The following is a 17,214-nucleotide window of genomic DNA, read 5'->3' as shown; positions in this document are numbered from 1 at the left end:
AGGAGATCATGGTTGCAGACCGACTGTGCCAAATGATGCGAAATGCTGAACTTCCCTTTTTCAAGGATCGAAATAAATCACTAATGATACTTCTATTTTCTCTTTTGATTGAGATCGACCATGTGGCGGTGTGGCGTCACAGCTCTAGCTCGTCAGCCACCCTCTCTAAAACCGTGAAGCAGTCGGTATGACCGAAGCTGACCGAGCCGGATAGAGCTAAGGCAACAGCGGCGGACGGTAGCGGCATGCAGTAGTCCAGTACGGTGCTGACGTAGGTCGATCGGGGCGACCTACCAAGGCTTGCCCGCATCTTCTAAGCGCTTGGCGGTCGAGGCCGCCCGGGCCGTCCCTGGGCCGTGCGAGGCCACCCGACGCCGGCCAACAACGACAGAAGCCCACGGCATCTGAACTGGTCAGAGCCGCGGGCTTCTTCAGGTCCGCTGGTCAGCGGAAGGGGTGATCAGTAAACCGGCTATCCAGGCGGTGACCGCAGCTTGTCGCAACGCGGAGTGTGTCCCGCAAGGCTCCAGTCAGGTCCTTTACCAAGCACCGTAGGTCGTCTGGGCCCGTTCCTGCGTCAGCTAGGAGCTCCAACGCTTGGTCCAAGAGCCCGGACGCCATCCCGAGTTGCACGGACTCGATGTTGTCGGCCAAGCGGGACAGGTAGCCGCCGCCGCCATCGGTGCTGAGGAAGCAGGGCTTGCCGTCGGGTCCCGTCCAGGGGAGGAGCCGCAGTTCGTTTGACGTCGTCATGCTTCCGCTGGCCTTTCGTCGAGCATGTGGTGAGTGGTGAACACCGCATCGGCGCGGTCTCCCGGTAGGACCAGAAGGGCCGCCTCGACCACGCGTCCGGCGGTGTCGGCCGCCTGACGGGTGATGGCGAGGACTGCCAGGGCGGAGCTGATCCGGAGAGTGGATGCCTCCTCCGATGTCGGGAGGCGAACGCTGATCTCCTCCCGGACTTCAGCCAACGGTGGGCGGAGCTCCATCAATCGCGTTACCACCGCCTCATACGGGAGCGACTCGCAGGCGGCCGGCGCCAAGTCGCACGGGACGTAGATACGAGCCAGGCTGTGGGGCCTCTCGCCTTCGTGGCCGAGACAGAGGATCTCCGTCAGAGGACTGCCGGTCGGCATCTTCAGCAGGGCTGCGAGATGCCCGCGGGCCCGGACCTTGGTGGTGCGGGCAGTAACGCTCAGGGGTGCGAGGTCCACGACGGGCGTGTCCGGTGTCCGGGCCCCTCCCAAGTACGTGATCCTGCGGACCGGACGGCGGACGAAGTTCCCCTTGCCGTGGACCTTCTCGACGAGGCCTTCCGCCTGGAGCACGGCGAGGGCATTCCGCAGCGTCGGCGTGCTCACCATGTACTGCGCGGCCAGGTGCGCCTCAGAGGGCAGGCGGTCGCCGGGGTTGAGTCGGCCGGTGGCGATCCGGTCCCGGAGGTCATCGGCGATGGTGTCGCGTCGCGAGGGCATGGGTGGGATCACCGCCCCTCACTCGTACAAGCCGCAGGGCCACGAGCCGGGTCATCGTGTGGATGGTCAGCAACTCGCCCGAGTCGAACACGAGCCGTTTCGCTCCGCCGGGCAACTGGAAGAGGTCGCTCACCCGGCACTGCTGGCCCCCGACCTGAATGATGTCTCCCCGCTGCACGCTCGCCGAGGTGATCTCGACCGGGGAGAGCACCGCGCCGCTGAGTGCCGTTACCTTCACCGTGCTGCCTCCGTCCGTGCCGGGCACTTGGCGACGGTGTGGCACGAGCAGTCGCAGGCTTCGTAGATCACCGGCACCTCGACCGGCGCGGTGGCCGGGGAGGACTCCGCGCATGCGTGGTGCGTTCCGATCCAGCAGGAGGCCGACTGGTAGGAGTCAGGCCCCGGCACGTGGGGCTGTTGGCGAGGCGGCATCAGTGGTCACCCGCCGAGGCGTACCAAGGACCGGCGAGGGGAGCGCTGCTCACGGACGCCGAGCGGTGCAGTGCTCGCGCTTCACTGGCCAGGACGTACGGGCGGACGAGCGCCGTCTCCTCGCCCACGAGAACGCCCGTGTGCTCGCGGTGGTGGCGCAGGAACAGCACCACATCATGGGCTACTTCAAAGGCCGGCACCACCGGCCGCACAGGCGTTGTAGACCGGCGGTGCTGGCCCTTGTAGAGGTACCGCTCCCTGAGATGCGAGGCGGTACGGCGGATACGATTGAGCACGGTGTTCAGCCCCTATCGCTGATGGCCCGGTCCCCCGACATCACCCGTCGCGGGGACCGTTTGCGTACGACCGCCCAGAGGGTGCGGTCATTCGAACTGGTGGCGAGGAGGCCGAAGCGGTCGGCCGTAGCCACCGCTTCCAGGACCTCCCGCCATGACTCCGCGGAGAGTGGTTCCGGCACCTCCGCCTCGATGGCCGTGCAGTCGTCGCGCTCCTCCACACGCGTGGCGAGCCCGACGGCCGATAACCGGGCTGCGATGGCCACCGCGCGCTCCTTGGAAGCAGGCACAGGGCAGCCCTCCGGTTAACGGCGATCACTTTAAGTAAAGCTAGTTAACTAGATTAGAGCTAGTGGACTAGATTTTCCATATGCCTGAGCAACCGCCCTATCTCCGCATCGCCGACGAGCTCCGGCGGCGGATCGCGGAGCACGAGTGGGAGCCGGGGGACCGACTGCCCTCCCGCGCCCAGATCGGCCAGGAATACGGCGTCGGCGACAACGTGGTCCGCCGGGCGCAGGAATTGCTGATCTCCCAGGGTGTACTCGAAGGCCGCGCAGGCTCGGGCACCTACGTCGCCGAGCCCCGGCAGCGCGTGCGCGTGGTCCGGTCGTCCGCGCGTGAGCAGCCCAGCGGCTCGCCATTCCGCGCGGACATGAAGGCCGTAGGCAGGCAAGGGGACTGGGAGAGCCGGACCGAGGCCAAGGTTCCGGCACCGGCGGAGGTCGCGGCGCGTCTCGGTATCGCCGAAGGCGATCTGTGCGTCTGCACCGCGTACGAGTTCCTCGCCGACGGCCGGCCGGTGCAACTGTCGACGAGTTGGGAGCCGTACGACCTCACCGGCGGCACGCTGGTCGTCCTCCCCGAGGGAGGGCCGCACGCCGGGGCAGGGGTCGTGAACCGCATGGCGGAGATCGGCATCACCGTCAGCCACGCCGTGGAGCAGCCGGAGCCGAGGCAGGCGACCGCCGAGGAGGCCTCACTCCTGGGCATCCAGAAGGGCTCACTCGTCACGCACATCCGGCGGACGTACTACAGCGACCAGGGACGGCCCGTGGAGACCGCGGACATCGTGGTGCCCGCCGCTCTCTGCGAGATCGTCTACGAGATTCCGATCTCTCGATAGCCGTCCGCGCGTGCCCCCTACGTGCCCCTTGCGTGCCCGTTCGAGCGGGAAACCGCGGGGAACAGCGGGGAGCCACAGGGCCGGACATGAGAACGGCCCCCGACCGAATCCCAGGTCAGGGGCCGTTCTCACTGCTCTCAGCGCGGAGGCGGTGGGATTTGAACCCACGGTGACATCGCTGCCACGACGGTTTTCAAGACCGTTCCCTTAGGCCGCTCGGGCACACCTCCCCGCGCCTGCCGGTGATCGGTGACGCGGGGACAAGGGTAACGGGTCGGTGCCGGCGGGTGGGTGTCAGTTGTCGCCCACGCGGGAGCCCAGGGTGAGGTCCGTGGTCTGTTCCTTGCCGCCGCGTTCGTAGGTGATCGTGACCTCGTCGCCCGGCTTGTGGGTCCAGATCTCGCCGATCAGGGTCGGACCGGAGTCGATGACCCGGTCGTCGAGCCTGGTGATGACGTCGCCGGGCTTGAGGCCCGCCTTGTCGGCGGGGCCGCCCGGGTCGACGGGCTCGGAGCCGCCCGCGCCCTGGTCGGTGATCTTCGCACCGCCCGTCGTGTCCTCCAGGGAGACCGACGCGCCGATCTTGGCGTACACCGGCTTGCCCGTCCTGATCAGCTCCTGGGCGACGTACTTGGCCTGGTTGATCGGGATGGCGAAGCCCAGGCCGATCGAGCCGGACTGCCCCGTGCCGAAGCCGCCGTTGCTGGTGGACTGGATCGCGGAGTTGATGCCGATGACGTTGCCCTGCGCGTCCAGCAGCGGACCGCCGGAGTTGCCCGGGTTGATGGACGCGTCGGTCTGCAGGGCGCTCATGTACGAGGCCTGGCTGCCGGTGCCGTCGCTGGAGGCCACCGGGCGGTTCTTGGCGCTGATGATGCCCGTCGTCACCGTGTTGGACAGGCCGAAGGGGGCGCCGATCGCGATCGTGGAGTCGCCGACGGCCACCTCGTCGGAGTTGCCGAGGGTGAGCGGCCGGAGGTCCGACGGGGCGTTGTCCAGCTTGATGACCGCGACGTCGTAGCCCTGCGCGTTGCCGACCACCTCGGCGGCGTACTTCTTGCCGTTCGGGAAGGTCACCGAGACCTTGCCGCCGTCGACGGCGTCCGCCACCACGTGGTTGTTGGTGACGATGTGGCCCTGGGTGTCGAAGACGAAACCGGTGCCGGTGCCGCCCTCGCCGCTGCTGCTCTCGGCCTCGATCGTGACCGTGCTGGGCAGCGCCTTGGCGGCCACACCGGCGACCGTGCCCGGGTCGCGCTTGACGTTGCCGCCGCTGGTGGAGGACGAGACGGTGGTCGAGCCGCTGCTGTCGTTCTCCCTGGCCAGGGTGTAGCCGAGGCCGCCGCCCAGGCCGCCCGCGAGCAGCGCGGCAGCCAGGACCGCGGCGACCATGCGGCCGCGTCCGCCACCGCTCTTCGGGGCCGGCTGCTGCGGGGCGGAGCCCCAGCCTCCGGCACCGTGCCCGGCGCCGCCGTCGCCGTAGGCCGGGGTGGACTGCGGCGGGGGCGGGGGCCAGGAGGCGTCCGGGGCGGAGGAGCGGGAGTGGGGTCCGGCCGGGGAGCCGCCCTGCGGGACCTGGCCTCCGTGGGCGTCGTGCGCACCGTGGGCGTCGTGCGCGCCGTACGCGGTGGGGGTGCCGTACGCGCCGGGGGCGCCGTAGCCGTCCTCCCCCTCGGTCCCGTGCGCGCCGGGGCCGTACGCCTGGCCCGCGGCGTCCCGCGCGCCCGCCGGCGGCGGCGACGCCGGGCCGGGAGCCGCTCCCGGGGCCGGGGGCCCCTGGTGCGCCGAAGCAGCGGGAGCATCCACCGGCGGGGGCGGCGGGGCGGACGGGGCAGGGGGTACCGAGGTGCCCTCGTTCTCGGTGCTCACAGCTTCTCTCCTCGATCCACGGCTGTTGTTCCCGGTCGCACTCGGTCCGGCTCGTTCACCCTCGTCCACGAGTCCGTCGCGATGCGGCTGCGCATGTCTCTTTGTATGACGTCAGCTTTTCCCACGGGCCGTCAGGGCACCATAAGCCGTTCCTGTGGGTCCGGGGCCATTCTTTATATAGGGCATTACTCACGTAAGGCGCGCCACTCGATGCCTCCGGCCGGACGGCGAGACCGTTCACGCGACTCCGAGCGCACGTCTACCCGCGCACGGTGGCACCATGACGCGGTGACCCACGCACGGCAGCACGCGCCCCGAGTCGTCGCGCACCGCGGAGCCTCCGAGGACGCCCCTGAGCACACCCTGGCCGCGTATCGCAAAGCGATCGAGGACGGTGCGGACGCGCTCGAATGTGATGTACGCCTGACCGCTGACGGCCATCTCGTGTGCGTTCACGACCGTCGCGTCAACCGTACGTCCAACGGGCGCGGTGCGGTCTCGACGCTGGAGCTCTCCGATCTGGCCGCCCTGGACTTCGGCTCCTGGAAGAGCCGCGACGCCTCCGGGGGGCCGCGCGTCGAGGAGCCCGACTGGGAGCACCGGCCGGAGGACCGGGAGGCCACCTCCGTCCTCACCCTGGAGCGGCTGCTGGAGCTGGTCTCCGACGCCGGGCGCCGGGTCGAGCTGGCGATCGAGACCAAGCACCCCACGCGGTGGGCGGGACAGGTCGAGGAGCGGCTGCTGCTCCTGCTGAAGCGGTTCGGGCTCGACGCCCCCGCCACCGCCGAGGCGTCGCCGGTGCGCGTGATGAGCTTCTCCGCGCGGTCGCTGCACCGCGTGCGCGCCGCCTCGCCGACGCTCCCCACGGTCTACCTGATGCAGTTCGTCTCCCCGCGGCTGCGCGACGGACGGCTGCCCGCCGGCGTACGGATCGCGGGGCCCTCGATCCGTATCGTGCGCGGCCACCCCGGCTACATCGAGCGCCTGAAGCAGTCCGGGCACCAGGTGCACGTGTGGACCGTGAACGAACCGGAGGACGTGGACCTCTGCGTGAGCCTCGGCGTGGACGCCATCATCACCAACCGTCCCCGCGCGGTGCTCGACCGGCTCGGCCGCTGACCGCGCGGTGCCCCGCCGGGCCGCATCCACCCACCGGCCGCGTCGGCCCCAAGAGTCTCGTGCAGGAGTCTTGACCCTGCCCCGCATCCCGGCGCATCCTCACCTCTCGGCCACACCGATGAAATCCAGCCACCCTGCTACAGGGAGTGCCCCGGCGCGTTCGGTGCGTGTTCGATCATTTCGAGTGCGTCACCACTCATGGATTGGCCGGTTTCCGGTTCAGGCCAATGGGGCATCCACACCGTGGCGTGGGGCGAAGGAGGTCTCGGGGGTGGCGTTGGTGGTGGCACAGGAGGTGCCCACGTCGTCGAGCATGGCCGTGCCCCATGGCCCTGCGGGCGTGGGGGAGGCGAGGCGCTGTATGCGCGCGCAGCTGCGCGACGGCGGCGTGGCGGACGCGGTCATCGACGACGCCGTACTGATCCTTTCCGAATTGCTGAGCAACGCGTGCAAGCACGGCCGGCCTCTGGGCGACGCCCTGGCCGGAGACGGCGACGTCCGCGCCGCCTGGCGGGTGGACCCGCGCGGCCGGCTCGTCGTCGAGGTCACGGACGGCGGTGGTCCGACCCGCCCGGCGCCGGCCACCCCGTCCGTAACGGCGCACGGCGGCCGGGGGCTGAACATCATCACCGCGCTGGCCGACGACTGGGGCGTACGCGACGAGGTGCCGGGTGAGGTCACGGTGTGGGTCGTCGTCCACGACGACGTGTACGACCCGGACGCCGGCAGCGGGCACCGGCGCGAGGACTTCGCCGCCCGGGTGACGGCGCCCTCGGTGTCCCGCATACCGGGGCTGAGCTTCGCGGACGTCTTCGACGACCTGGACTGACGTCTTCGACGACGTGTGGGGGTCGTGTTCGACGTCCCCGGGGTGCGGGACGCCCCGGGGACGCCGGTGTCCGGGACCGCGCGGAGTGAGGACCGCGGCCCTCTCGTACGGTGCTTGGGGCGACCACGGGTCGGCACGTTGTCCACAGGGTCCCGTCGGCCGTGGCCCGAACGGCTAGGCTCCCGCCGTACGAGACGAGCCGTAACCGGGAGACACCCACGATGGCCAAGAAGCGACCCCAGACGAAGGCCAAGCGACCTCAGCACACGGACGGAGCCCGCGCCGCCCGCGCTGACGGGGACGTCCCGGCCGTCGGCGCCCGCGAGCCCTGCCCCTGCGGCAGCGGCCGTCGCTACAAGGCCTGCCACGGCCGTGCCGCCGCGCATGCCGCGACCGAACTCGTCCACCGCCCCTTCGAGGGCCTGCCGGGCGAGTGCGACTGGGTGGCGCTGCGCGAGCTGGTGCCGGCCGCCACCGTCGAGCTGACGCTCAAGGACGGGCTGCCCGAGGGCGTCCCGTCGGTGACGCTGGCCACGGTGCTGCCGATGGCCTGGCCCGCCCTGCGCCGCGACGACGGCTCGGTCCTGATCGGCCTGCAGAACGACACGTCCTCCGGCGACATCAGCCGCGATCTCGCCGACACCCTGCAGCGCGCGCTCACCGCCGACCCGGGGACGCCGGTGCCGGCCCGGCGCGCGCCCGCCGACGGCCCCCGGCTGCAGGACCTGCTCGACCCGGAGGGTGCGTTCGAGCCGGTCGTGCACCCCGGGTTCGAGTTCTGGATCCCGGAGCCGGAGAAGGCCACCCCGGACGTCACCGCCTCCCTGGAGCGGGCCAACGCCGCGGCCATCCCGACCGTCAAGCTGTCGGGCGTGGACGCCGCCTACTGGTGCGAAACGCCCGAGAAGAACCATCTGCGGTGGGTCATGCCGTATCCCGAGGAGCAGCTTCTGGACGCTCTCGCGCGGCTGCACGCGGCGGGCCGGTCCTCCCTCGGTGAGGGGACCCGACTCGTGGGTTCCTTCCGCGCTCACGGGCTCACCGTGCCGGTCTGGGACCTGCCCAGCGGGATCGGCGCCGAGGACGTGGAGAAGCCGGCGGCCGAGTTCGCCGAGCGGCTCACCGCCGCGCTGGCCACGGACGCGCCGCTCACCGCGGACGAGCGCCGCGCGCGCGGCGGCCTGACGAACCGCCAGGTCACGCTCAGCTGAGACCGGCCGCAGCACAGGGTTCCGTCGGCCGGCCGGCCGACGGAACCGGCCCGTCCGGCGCCATCGGGGTCATGCTCAACTCGCGGCGCGGACAGGCCAGTCGGTGACCGGAAAGGCAGAGATCGAATTTGCGAACCGCCGATCTCTTGTTACCGTTCCCGTAGCCCGGTTGCTGGTGCATCCCCCGTCGCCAGCAACCGGGTCTTTCCGTGCCGGCCGTCGTTCACGGAACGCGATCGCCTGCCAACCGCTCGTCGTCACCGGTGCGTTGCTCCCGGAACGTCGTAGCAGCGCACCTCCCGCGGTGCAGTCCGGGAAGTCCACCACCGCCGTGTACCGCGCCGGGCGCCCCTCCCCTCGACCGCACCACAGATTTCCGCCCCGCTGCCGTTACGACAGGCGCGCGCCGGGCCGCAGCTCACACGGGATGGACGAGTGCAGAACGCGGGCGGCAGCGGTGGCCGAGGCGGATGTCGTACGGCCGCCGCGGGCGGCAGCGGTGGCTGACGCGGATGCCGTACGGCCGCCGCGCGCGACGAGGCCGCTCGCGACCGGTGAAGGAACCGGAGTCCGAGGCATGAGCCCGGCCGACCGGCCGGTCCCGCGGGGCAGCCCTCCGCCGGTGCGAGCCCGTAGACGGCCACCGCCCGCGCGCGCGGACCGCCACGACGCCCGCGAGGGCAAGCGCGGACGGACCCTTCCAGGGTTCCGGGCGCGAACTCCACCATGACGACACGGCACGACACGGTCCGACAAGGCCGGTCCCGGGACGGGCGCGGGCGCCCCCGCGCCCCCTACACCTCGGGAGCGCTCACACCCGTGCGGGTCAGGGCCTCGACCACGGCGTCCACCACGGCCTCGACATCGGGCACCCAGGGCTGCGCCGAGCCGGGCAGCGGTGCGCGCTCCCAGCGGATCTCCCCCTCGGCGGACTCGGACGGGGGCAGGGCGAGGTAGCCGCCCTCGCCGTGGAAGCGGAGGGAGCCGGGGACGAAGTCCTTGGCGTACAGCAGCTCGCCCAGCTGTTCCAGGGAGTACGGCTTCACCAGGATCGACCAGCGGGACGGCGAGGCGACGACCGGGCCCAGCCGCATGCCGTGGCCGTCGAGCGCCGCGAGGGCACGGGCGGCCGCCGACGCGGGCAGGGAGACCGCGCAGGGGGCCTGGCCCCCGGTGGCGAGGATGATCGGTGCCGTCGGCCGGTTGGTCCACCACCAGCGCACCATGCGCGCGTCAGTGGTGGCGGCCAGGAGGCCGGGGTCGAACGGGTGGGCGCCCGGCACCGTGCAGTCGGGGTCGGGGCAGCCGCAGCGGGACCGGCCCTGCGGGGCGGCCGCCACGCCCGGGAGTACGGGCCACTGCCATTCCGTGGCGAAGGTCAGGGCCGCGCCGAGCAGATCGGGCCCTCCGTCGCCGCGCCGGGACAGGAGCCTGCGTCGCCTTCCGAGGATCTCGCGCATGAGCGCTCGTTCCTTTCCGTTGCACGCCTGGCAACACCGTGGTCCACATCACGTCATGAGTCGATCACTTCACTGTGCGTACCTGTTGGCGCATCACACCCCTGCGCCGGGCAGGGGGAACCCCTATGGGCCGAGCATGGGCTGCCTCCGCGGCCGTCCGCCCGTACTGCGTCTATCAGAAGTACGGGTGGGGCGTGGGGGTGGCGAAGTCTGGCGTTTGCCGTCGCGCGTGGTTCTCTCCGCCTCCGCCGCGGGAGGATGGGGCACGGTCGTCGGTGGTTAAGACGCCCGGGTCCGTCGCCAGGTTCCCGGGCAGTTCACCACTGCCCCTGGCCTTCACCGAGTACGTACCCATCACGACCGCTGTGACGCTCCGTCGAGCAAGGCCAGTCGACCGCAATAGGCCTCCCCCTGAGGCAGTTTCAAGCCAACTTCATATTTCGGCAAGAGGTCTACAGAGAGTTCCCTTCAGTCCCACGGACACCAGATATCCCAGCAGGACAATGCTGGACATCTCCTTACGAGTACGTGTACATGTGGAGACACTGCCGGCGACGCAGAATGACATGGGGGTTTGCGATGCTTTTGAGCAGTACGTACCGGTCGGAAAGCCGGACGCCATGAACGCCCCGCACCCTCCGAAAGTGGCCGGAATCGATTCAACGGTTCCCGCCCCCGCACACACTGTCGCGTCCGTCGCGGCGGGTACCTCCACCACTTCTGCCGCAAACCCCCAGAACGCACCGGGTGCGCTGCTCCAGGACCGCCTCGCCGGCTGGGTCTCCGACCTCACCACCCTCCACGAACTCACCGAACGCCTGGTCCGCGCGAGCGCGCTGGAGGAGGCGCTCCAGGAGCTGCTCCGCGCGGGAGCCGCTCTGGTGGGCGCGCGGAGGGGACTGGTCTGCCTGGAACCGGCCGACGGGCTCGGGCCGTCCACCAGCACGGGTTTCGGACTGGGCCGCGCGGACCTCGGCCACATGGAGACGGTGCCGCGCGGCTCCCTGGCGTACGGCAGGATCCTCGACGGGCTGCCCGGTGCCGACGACGGCATCGCCGAGCCCGACCTGTTCGCCGAGGAGGGGCTCGACCCCCGGTACCGCGAGGTCGCCGCCCGTCTCGGCTACGCCGCCAGCTACGCCCTCCCCCTCACCACCGAGGCCGCCGGGCGCCTGGGCGCCGTGGTGTGGCTCTACGACGAGCCGGCCGAGCCGTCGGAACGCCGGCGCCACCTCGTCGGCCTCTACACCCGCCACGCCGCCGAGCACCTGGCCCGGCTCCTGGAGGTCGAGCGCACGCGCGCGTCCATGGCCACCATGGCCGAGGAACTGCTGCCCTCCCGCCTGCCCCGGGTGGCCGGCGTCCAGCTCGCCGCGCGGCACCGCACGTCCCCGCGCGGGGGCGGCGACTGGTACGACGCGCTGCCGCTGCCGGACGCCGCGCTCGGTCTCGCCGTCGGGTCCGTCACCGGGTCGGGGCCCAGCGCGGTCGCCGCGATGGGGCGGCTGCGGGCGTCCCTGCGCGCGTACGCCGTGATGGAGGGCGAGGATCCGGTCGCCGTCCTGTCCGACCTGGAGCTGCTGCTGCGGCTCACCGAACCGGCCCGCTCCGCCACCGCCCTGTTCGGCTACTGCGAGCCCGCCCTGCGCCGGATCACGCTCGCCGGGGCCGGGCACAGTCCGCCGCTGCTGCTCGGCGAGCACCGCACCGAGTTCGTCGAGACGTCGGTCTCCGCTCCCCTGGGCATGCTCGCCTGCTGGGAGGCCCCGAGCGTGGAGATCCAGGCCGAGCCGGGGGAGACGGTCCTGCTCTACACCGACGGGCTGCTGCACCGCACCGGCGACCCGACCGACCGCGCCTTCGCCCGGCTGCACGCGGCGGCCGCAGGGGTTCCGGCGGCGTTGCGCCGCGACCCCGGCGCCGTCGCCGACCACGTCCTGCGCGCGGTGCTGCCGGAGGGGGCGGAAACGGCCGACTCAGCGGAGGACGTGGTGCTGCTGGCGGCCCGGTTCGAGTAGCCACCCGGCGGCTCCGCGCCATCCCCCGCGTCACCCCTCCGCGTCACCCTCCGTGCGCCCGCGGTGCGCCCGCCGTGACAGACCTTTTGCCGCCCGGTGCCCGTTTCGGCACGACCGTACGATGGGGGAGGCCCCCGCTCGAGCGACGCCGCGAGCCCGGGGGAGGTGCAGTGGCGTATCGAGGAGGATGACCGCCGTGGCAGAACAGCTCCCGGAGACCCCGGAGACTGCCGAGCAGGAGACCGCCGAGGAAGAGCCGGTCAAGCAGCGCAAGAACGGCCTGTACCCGGGCGTGTCCGACGAGCTGGCCGAGAGCATGAAGAGCGGCTGGGCCGACACCGAGCTTCACGGCCTGGAGCCGATCGCCGAGGCCGCCGAGACCGCCGCTCGCCGCGCGGCGCTGTCCGCCCGCTTCCCCGGCGAGCGCCTGGTCGTCCCCGCGGGCAACCTGAAGACCCGGTCGAACGACACCGAGTACCCCTTCCGCGCGTCGGTCGAGTACGCCCACCTCACGGGCAACCGGACCGAGGACGGCGTCCTCGTGCTGGAGCCCACGGCCGACGGCCACCAGGAGACGATCTACCTCCTGCCCCGCTCCGACCGTGAGAACGGCGAGTTCTGGCTGGACGGCCAGGGCGAGCTGTGGGTCGGCCGCCGCCACTCCCTCACCGAGGCCGAGAAGCTGTACGGCATCCCCGCCTCCGACGTCCGCAAGCTGCCCGACGCGCTGCGCGAGGCCACCGGCCCGGTGCGGGTCGTGCGCGGCTACGACGCCGGAATCGAGGCGGCGCTGACCGACAAGGTCACGGCCGAGCGGGACGAGGAGCTGCGCGTCTTCCTCTCCGAGCTGCGGCTGGTCAAGGACGACTTCGAGATCGGCGAGCTGCAGAAGGCCGTCGACTCCACCGTGCGCGGCTTCGAGGACGTGGTGAAGGTCCTCGACAAGGCCGAGGCGACGTCCGAGCGCTACATCGAGGGAACGTTCTTCCTCCGGGCCCGTGTCGAGGGCAACGACGTCGGCTACGGCTCCATCTGCGCCGCGGGCCCGCACGCCACCACCCTGCACTGGGTGCGCAACGACGGCCCGGTCCGCTCCGGCGACCTGCTGCTGCTCGACGCCGGCGTGGAGACGCACACGTACTACACGGCCGACGTCACCCGCACGCTGCCGATCAGCGGCCGGTACAGCGAGCTGCAGAAGAAGATCTACGACGCCGTGTACGACGCCCAGGAGGCCGGCATCGCGGCGGTCAAGCCCGGCGCCAAGTACCGGGACTTCCACGACGCCGCGCAGCACGTGCTGGCCGAGCGGCTCGTGGAGTGGGGTCTGCTCGAGGGTCCGGTCGAGCGGGTGCTCGAGCTGGGTCTGCAGCGCCGCTGGACGCTGCACGGCACCGGTCACATGCTCGGCATGGACGTCCACGACTGCGCCGCCGCGCGGACCGAGACGTACGTCGACGGCACGTTGGAGCCGGGCATGGTGCTCACGGTCGAGCCGGGCCTGTACTTCCAGGCGGACGACCTGACCGTGCCCGAGGAGTACCGGGGCATCGGCGTCCGCATCGAGGACGACATCCTGGTCACCGCCGACGGCAACCGGAACATGTCCGCCGCGCTGCCCCGGCGCTCGGACGAGGTCGAGGCGTGGATGGCGGCCCTGAAGGGCTGACCCGCGCCGGGACGGCCGGGTGCGCTCTCGCGTGCCCGGCCGTCGCTACACCGCGACGAGCGGGGCGTCCTCGCGCCACTTGAGGATCTTGTCGAAGCTGACCACGGCGCCGCCCCGGCCCGGCTTGTTGCCGATGTGCACGTGGTCGGCGAGCTCCCGGATGAGGCCGAGGCCCCGCCCGTGCTCGGCGTCGGACGGCGCGGGACGGACCGGCGGGCGGGGGCGGCTCCCGCTCGCGGCGGGGAAACCGGGACCCGCGTCGGTGACCTCGATGCGGCACTTCTCGCCGTCGAGATAGGCGGTGACGCGGAACGCCTCCGAGACACCGCCCCGCGCGGTGCCCCCGCCGTGCTCGACCGCGTTGGCGCAGGCCTCGCTGAGGGCGACGGAGAGGTCGTAGGAGATGTCGGGGTCGACGCCCGCGGTCTCCATGGTGCCGAGCAGCAGGCGCCGGGCGAGCGGCACGCTGGCGGCATCGCGCCGCAGATGGAGTGACCACCAGATGCTCATGCTCCAGCCTCCTGGCTGCGGCTCGACATACCGTTACGTATTGCCCTGAGTCGTCGTCGGTAAGCGTGAAGTTGACGTGACACCGCCCATATGGCGGGTGCGTCGAGGGCCCGACCGGTGTATGTGGGACGGTCCGTGGCAGACGTGACGTTCCGGTCGTACCTCATCTTGCGGACCTGCCGTACGGCGATCGGTGGGCTGGTGCGATGATGAGGCCGCCATGACTGCCCCCCACCCGCGCACGGTGCGCTCCGGACGAGGGGTCCGGATCCTGCGGGCCGCGGTGTTCGCCGCGGTCTGCGTCGTGCTGGCCGGGGCGGGCCACACCCTCGCCTCCTGCGACGCCGTCCCGCTGTGGACGCTCGGCGTGGGATTCCTCGGGGTGGTCGCGGTCGCCGCGCCGCTCGCCGGACGCGCGCGGTCGCTGCCGTCGATCGTGGCCCTGCTGGCGTTCGGGCAGACGGCACTGCACACGCTGTTCGGCCTCGGGCAGCACGGCGCACCCGCCGCGGCCCCGTCGTCCGCGCTCTCCGACGCCGCGCTGGTCGAGCGGGCCGCGCGGCTGCTGTGCGGGACCACCGCGGCGGGGATCAGTCCCGCCGAGGCCCGCCAGGTCCTCGTCGAGGCGCGGATCCACCCCGGTGGGGCGGACGCCCACGCGGTGGACGCCGTGTCGGCCGCCGCGGGCTCCCCGGTGTCCCTGCTGCCCTCGCTGCCGATGCTGCTCGGCCACCTCCTCGCGGCGACGGCCGCGGGATGGCTGCTGCGCCGCGGCGACCTGGCCCTGCTGCGGCTGGCCGACCTGTCGACGCAGGGCGTCGGCGAGGCCGCTCTCGTACGGTCCCTCCGCGCGGCGCTCGCCCTGGTGCGTGCCCTGCGCGCCGGGCTTCCGGGCGCTCCCGAGGAGGCCCCGCGCGTGGCGCGCACGGCGCTGCTCGTCCCGGCCGCGCCGCCCGCCACCGCACTCCAGCACACGGTGATCCGCCGCGGCCCGCCGGCCGTCGGCACCGCACTCGCCCTCGCCGCCTGACACGAGGCGACCACCGCTCCGCCACGGGCCCGGTCCTCCGGGTTCCGGGTCTCCGGGTGCGGGGAGGTCGCCGGCGGGCGGCACGCGTGCGCGTGCGCCCGAAGTCCGTGCGTGCCCGGGTCCGTGCCTTCGAGAAGGCCGTCCGGTCCGCGCGCGGCGTGCACCTCACCGTCAGTGAATCCCACAATCGAAGCGGAGTGCTTCTGCCATGAAGGCTTCCCGTATCGCCGCCGCCGGTGCCGTCGCCGGTGTCGCCGTCCTCGCCGTGTCCACCCCCTGCTTCGCGCACGTCACCGTGCAGCCGGAGGGTGAGGCCGCGAAGGGCGGTTACGCGGTCGTCGGCTTCAAGGTCCCCAACGAGCGGGACAACGCCTCGACCACCAAGGTCGAGGTCACGTTCCCCACGGACCACCCGCTGGCGTCCGTGATGCCGCAGCCGGTCGAGGGCTGGGACATCGAGGTGAGCAAGGCCAAGCTGGACAAGCCGCTCGAGATGCACGGCGAGAAGATCAACGAGGCGGTCTCCAAGGTCACCTGGACGGCCAAGGGCGACGGCATCGAGCCTGGCTTCTTCCAGAAGTTCCCGGTGTCCGTCGGCTCGCTGCCCGAGGACGCCGACGAACTCGTCTTCAAGGCGCTGCAGACGTACTCCAACAAGGAGGTCGTCCGCTGGATCGAGGTGCCGCAGGAAGGCCAGGAGGAGCCCGACAACCCGGCGCCCGTGCTCGCCCTGTCCGAGGCCTCCGACGACGGTCACTCCCACGGTACCTCCGACGACGACCGGGCCGACGACGCCGCCGAGGCCGAGAACGCCGCCGCCGAGACCTCCGCGGCGTCCGACGAGGGCGACTCCGGCGGTACGGACACCACCGCCCGCGTGCTGGGCGTGGTCGGCATCGTGGTCGGTGCCGCGGGCGTCGCCTACGGCGTGCTCGCCGGGCGCCGTCGCACCACCGTCTGACCCACCCCCCTTTCTTTCTCCGGCGCGCACCGGGCCGTCCACGGCCCCGTGGCCTCCCGGTGCGCGCCGGAGCACTCACCTTCAGGATCATTCATGCGCACCAAGACCTTCGCGGCGGCGGCCCTGATCGCCGTCGCCTCCCTGACCCTCTCCGCCTGCGGCAGCGGCAACGGCGACGGCGGTGAGCCCGTCGCCGTGGTGTCCGAGGAGGCCGGCTCCGACAAGGCGGCCACCGTCCTCGACTCCCCCTTCGAGAAGCCGGATCTCGTCCTCACCGACACCAGCGGCAAGAAGTACGACCTCCGCAAGGAGACCGCGGGCCGGCCCACGCTGATCTACTTCGGCTACACGCACTGCCCCGACGTCTGCCCGCTGACGATGAACAACATCGCCGTCGCCAAGAAGCAGCTGCCCCAGGACCAGCAGGACGAGCTGCGGGTCGTGTTCGTCACCACCGACCCCGAGCGGGACACCGCCGCCGCGCTCGGCAAGTGGCTCAAGGGCATCGACTCCCAGGTCGTCGGCCTGACCGGCGACTTCGACACCATCCAGGCCGGCGCCCGCACCCTCGGCATCTCGATCGAGCCGCCGCGCAAGGACGACACCGGCAAGACCGTCTCCGACCACGGCACCCAGGTGATCGCCTTTTCCCCGAAGACGGACGGCGGTTACGTCCTCTACGGCGAGGACGCCACCGTGGACGACTACACCAAGGACCTCCCCAAGCTGATCAAGGGTGAGAACCCGTGAAGCGTCTGACGGCCGCGGCCGTGCTGGCCGCCGGCGCACTGACGCTGGCCGGGTGCGGCGGTTCCGGCGGATCGGGCTCCGGCGGGGCGGAACTGTCCGTCGGCTCCGCGTACATACCGCAGCCGGTGTCGGACATGGCCGCCGGCTTCCTCACCATCACCAACGAGGGCGACGCCGCCGACCGGCTGACCTCGGTCAGCAGTGACGTCGCCGGACAGGTCACCGTGCACGAGACCGTCGACGGGTCCATGCGGGAGGTCGAGTCCCTCGACATCCCGGCCCACGGCAGCCTGGTGCTGGAGAGCGGCGGCAACCATCTGATGTTCGAGCAGCTGAAGCGGAGGCCCGAGGAGGGTCAGAAGGTCTCCGTCGAACTGCGCTTCGCCGACTCCGACCCCGTCACGGTCGAGATTCCGGTGAAATCGGCCACGTACGTCCCGAAGACCGGACACTGAGGGA

17 protein-coding genes, 1 tRNA gene and 1 pseudogene are annotated in these 17,214 nt (G+C 71.6%); 10 read left to right on the top strand and 9 right to left on the bottom strand.

Features of this window, described 5'->3' with window-relative positions; translation table 11 throughout:
- Positions 1 to 444 precede the first annotated feature (444 nt).
- From FHX78_RS37495 to FHX78_RS17520, 5 genes and pseudogenes are all read right to left on the bottom strand, one after another.
- Positions 445 to 753, bottom strand: coding sequence for a hypothetical protein (locus FHX78_RS37495; protein ID WP_145868390.1), 309 nt, complete (start codon positions 751 to 753; stop codon positions 445 to 447).
- The gene (locus tag FHX78_RS17535; RefSeq protein ID WP_145868389.1) at positions 750 to 1,475 is read right to left on the bottom strand and encodes a GntR family transcriptional regulator; all 726 of its coding nucleotides are present in this window, start codon (positions 1,473 to 1,475) and stop codon (positions 750 to 752) included. The genes FHX78_RS37495 and FHX78_RS17535 overlap by 4 nt, the downstream gene beginning before the upstream one ends.
- Entirely contained in the window at positions 1,444 to 1,713 is a 270-nt protein-coding gene (locus tag FHX78_RS17530; RefSeq protein ID WP_145872038.1) for a hypothetical protein, read from the bottom strand. Before FHX78_RS17530 ends, FHX78_RS17535 begins: the two co-directional genes overlap by 32 nt.
- A 193-nt stretch (positions 1,714 to 1,906) precedes the next feature.
- Positions 1,907 to 2,080, bottom strand: coding sequence for a hypothetical protein (locus FHX78_RS36805; protein WP_167531785.1), 174 nt, complete (start codon positions 2,078 to 2,080; stop codon positions 1,907 to 1,909).
- Between the two features lie 135 nt (positions 2,081 to 2,215).
- Positions 2,216 to 2,493, bottom strand: a pseudogene (locus tag FHX78_RS17520) (hypothetical protein).
- A gap of 80 nt (positions 2,494 to 2,573) precedes the next feature.
- Between FHX78_RS17520 and FHX78_RS17515 the strand changes: the two are divergent.
- Complete coding sequence (locus tag FHX78_RS17515; protein WP_145868386.1) at positions 2,574 to 3,329, top strand: GntR family transcriptional regulator; 756 nt, start codon at positions 2,574 to 2,576, stop codon at positions 3,327 to 3,329.
- A 143-nt stretch (positions 3,330 to 3,472) separates the two neighbouring features.
- Here the strand turns inward: FHX78_RS17515 and FHX78_RS17510 are convergent.
- Positions 3,473 to 3,559: transfer RNA gene (locus FHX78_RS17510), tRNA-Ser, on the bottom strand.
- Between the two features lie 64 nt (positions 3,560 to 3,623).
- Positions 3,624 to 5,198: a S1C family serine protease gene (locus FHX78_RS17505; protein ID WP_145868385.1), complete on the bottom strand. Its 1,575-nt coding sequence runs from the start codon at positions 5,196 to 5,198 to the stop codon at positions 3,624 to 3,626.
- Positions 5,199 to 5,486: 288 nt separating this feature from the next.
- On the opposite strand from FHX78_RS17505, the gene FHX78_RS17500 reads away from it, so the two are divergent.
- The 3 genes from FHX78_RS17500 (at position 5,487) to FHX78_RS17490 (ending at position 8,357) form a co-directional block, all read left to right on the top strand.
- Positions 5,487 to 6,317: a glycerophosphodiester phosphodiesterase gene (locus FHX78_RS17500; protein ID WP_145868384.1), complete on the top strand. Its 831-nt coding sequence runs from the start codon at positions 5,487 to 5,489 to the stop codon at positions 6,315 to 6,317.
- A gap of 184 nt (positions 6,318 to 6,501) precedes the next feature.
- Positions 6,502 to 7,146: an ATP-binding protein gene (locus tag FHX78_RS17495; protein ID WP_145868383.1), complete on the top strand. Its 645-nt coding sequence runs from the start codon at positions 6,502 to 6,504 to the stop codon at positions 7,144 to 7,146.
- Between the two features lie 221 nt (positions 7,147 to 7,367).
- Complete coding sequence (locus FHX78_RS17490; RefSeq protein ID WP_145868382.1) at positions 7,368 to 8,357, top strand: DUF5926 family protein; 990 nt, start codon at positions 7,368 to 7,370, stop codon at positions 8,355 to 8,357.
- A 794-nt stretch (positions 8,358 to 9,151) separates the two neighbouring features.
- Here FHX78_RS17490 and FHX78_RS17485 read toward each other — a convergent pair.
- Positions 9,152 to 9,817 carry a bifunctional DNA primase/polymerase gene (locus tag FHX78_RS17485; RefSeq protein WP_145868381.1) on the bottom strand — a complete coding sequence of 222 codons (666 nt, stop codon included), beginning with the start codon at positions 9,815 to 9,817 and terminating at the stop codon, positions 9,152 to 9,154.
- Between the two features lie 503 nt (positions 9,818 to 10,320).
- On the opposite strand from FHX78_RS17485, the gene FHX78_RS17480 reads away from it, so the two are divergent.
- Both FHX78_RS17480 and FHX78_RS17475 read left to right on the top strand, forming a co-directional pair.
- Positions 10,321 to 11,835, top strand: a complete 1,515-nt coding sequence (locus FHX78_RS17480; protein ID WP_145868380.1) for a PP2C family protein-serine/threonine phosphatase — start codon at positions 10,321 to 10,323, stop codon at positions 11,833 to 11,835.
- 196 nt (positions 11,836 to 12,031) lie between these two features.
- Positions 12,032 to 13,504 (top strand): aminopeptidase P family protein, encoded by a 1,473-nt coding sequence (locus FHX78_RS17475; protein WP_145868379.1) that lies wholly within the window; start codon positions 12,032 to 12,034, stop codon positions 13,502 to 13,504.
- Between the two features lie 45 nt (positions 13,505 to 13,549).
- Here FHX78_RS17475 and FHX78_RS17470 read toward each other — a convergent pair whose 3' ends face one another.
- The gene (locus FHX78_RS17470) at positions 13,550 to 14,014 is read right to left on the bottom strand and encodes an ATP-binding protein (RefSeq protein ID WP_145868378.1); all 465 of its coding nucleotides are present in this window, start codon (positions 14,012 to 14,014) and stop codon (positions 13,550 to 13,552) included.
- Between the two features lie 220 nt (positions 14,015 to 14,234).
- On the opposite strand from FHX78_RS17470, the gene FHX78_RS17465 reads away from it, so the two are divergent.
- The 4 genes from FHX78_RS17465 to FHX78_RS17450 all read left to right on the top strand — a co-directional run bounded on the left by FHX78_RS17465 (position 14,235) and on the right by FHX78_RS17450 (position 17,210).
- The gene (locus FHX78_RS17465; RefSeq protein WP_145868377.1) at positions 14,235 to 15,044 is read left to right on the top strand and encodes a hypothetical protein; all 810 of its coding nucleotides are present in this window, start codon (positions 14,235 to 14,237) and stop codon (positions 15,042 to 15,044) included.
- Positions 15,045 to 15,252: 208 nt separating this feature from the next.
- On the top strand, positions 15,253 to 16,005 hold the full coding sequence (locus FHX78_RS17460; RefSeq protein WP_145868376.1) for a YcnI family copper-binding membrane protein: 753 nt from the start codon (positions 15,253 to 15,255) through the stop codon (positions 16,003 to 16,005).
- 93 nt (positions 16,006 to 16,098) lie between these two features.
- Complete coding sequence (locus tag FHX78_RS17455) at positions 16,099 to 16,755, top strand: SCO family protein (RefSeq protein WP_145868375.1); 657 nt, start codon at positions 16,099 to 16,101, stop codon at positions 16,753 to 16,755.
- A complete protein-coding gene (locus FHX78_RS17450; RefSeq protein ID WP_145868374.1) occupies positions 16,752 to 17,210 on the top strand; it encodes a copper chaperone PCu(A)C in 459 nt (152 codons plus the stop codon). Before FHX78_RS17455 ends, FHX78_RS17450 begins: the two co-directional genes overlap by 4 nt.
- Positions 17,211 to 17,214 lie beyond the last annotated feature (4 nt).

The organism is Streptomyces capillispiralis, from assembly GCF_007829875.1.
GTDB lineage: Bacteria > Actinomycetota > Actinomycetes > Streptomycetales > Streptomycetaceae > Streptomyces > Streptomyces capillispiralis.
This window is presented reverse-complemented; position numbering and strand designations above follow the sequence as displayed.

What these genes read in the sequence shown, in the direction of transcription:
- FHX78_RS17485 (WP_145868381.1), bottom strand. Translation starts at nt 9,817, where the DNA reads ATGCGCGAGATCCTCGGAAGGCGACGCAGGCTCCTGTCCCGGCGCGGC.
- FHX78_RS17455 (WP_145868375.1), top strand. Translation starts at nt 16,099, where the DNA reads ATGCGCACCAAGACCTTCGCGGCGGCGGCCCTGATCGCCGTCGCCTCC.
- FHX78_RS17515 (WP_145868386.1), top strand. Translation starts at nt 2,574, where the DNA reads ATGCCTGAGCAACCGCCCTATCTCCGCATCGCCGACGAGCTCCGGCGG.
- FHX78_RS17490 (WP_145868382.1), top strand. Translation starts at nt 7,368, where the DNA reads ATGGCCAAGAAGCGACCCCAGACGAAGGCCAAGCGACCTCAGCACACG.
- FHX78_RS17480 (WP_145868380.1), top strand. Translation starts at nt 10,321, where the DNA reads ATGCTGGACATCTCCTTACGAGTACGTGTACATGTGGAGACACTGCCG.
- FHX78_RS17535 (WP_145868389.1), bottom strand. Translation starts at nt 1,475, where the DNA reads ATGCCCTCGCGACGCGACACCATCGCCGATGACCTCCGGGACCGGATC.
- FHX78_RS37495 (WP_145868390.1), bottom strand. Translation starts at nt 753, where the DNA reads ATGACGACGTCAAACGAACTGCGGCTCCTCCCCTGGACGGGACCCGAC.
- FHX78_RS17470 (WP_145868378.1), bottom strand. Translation starts at nt 14,014, where the DNA reads ATGAGCATCTGGTGGTCACTCCATCTGCGGCGCGATGCCGCCAGCGTG.
- FHX78_RS17460 (WP_145868376.1), top strand. Translation starts at nt 15,253, where the DNA reads ATGAAGGCTTCCCGTATCGCCGCCGCCGGTGCCGTCGCCGGTGTCGCC.
- FHX78_RS17465 (WP_145868377.1), top strand. Translation starts at nt 14,235, where the DNA reads ATGACTGCCCCCCACCCGCGCACGGTGCGCTCCGGACGAGGGGTCCGG.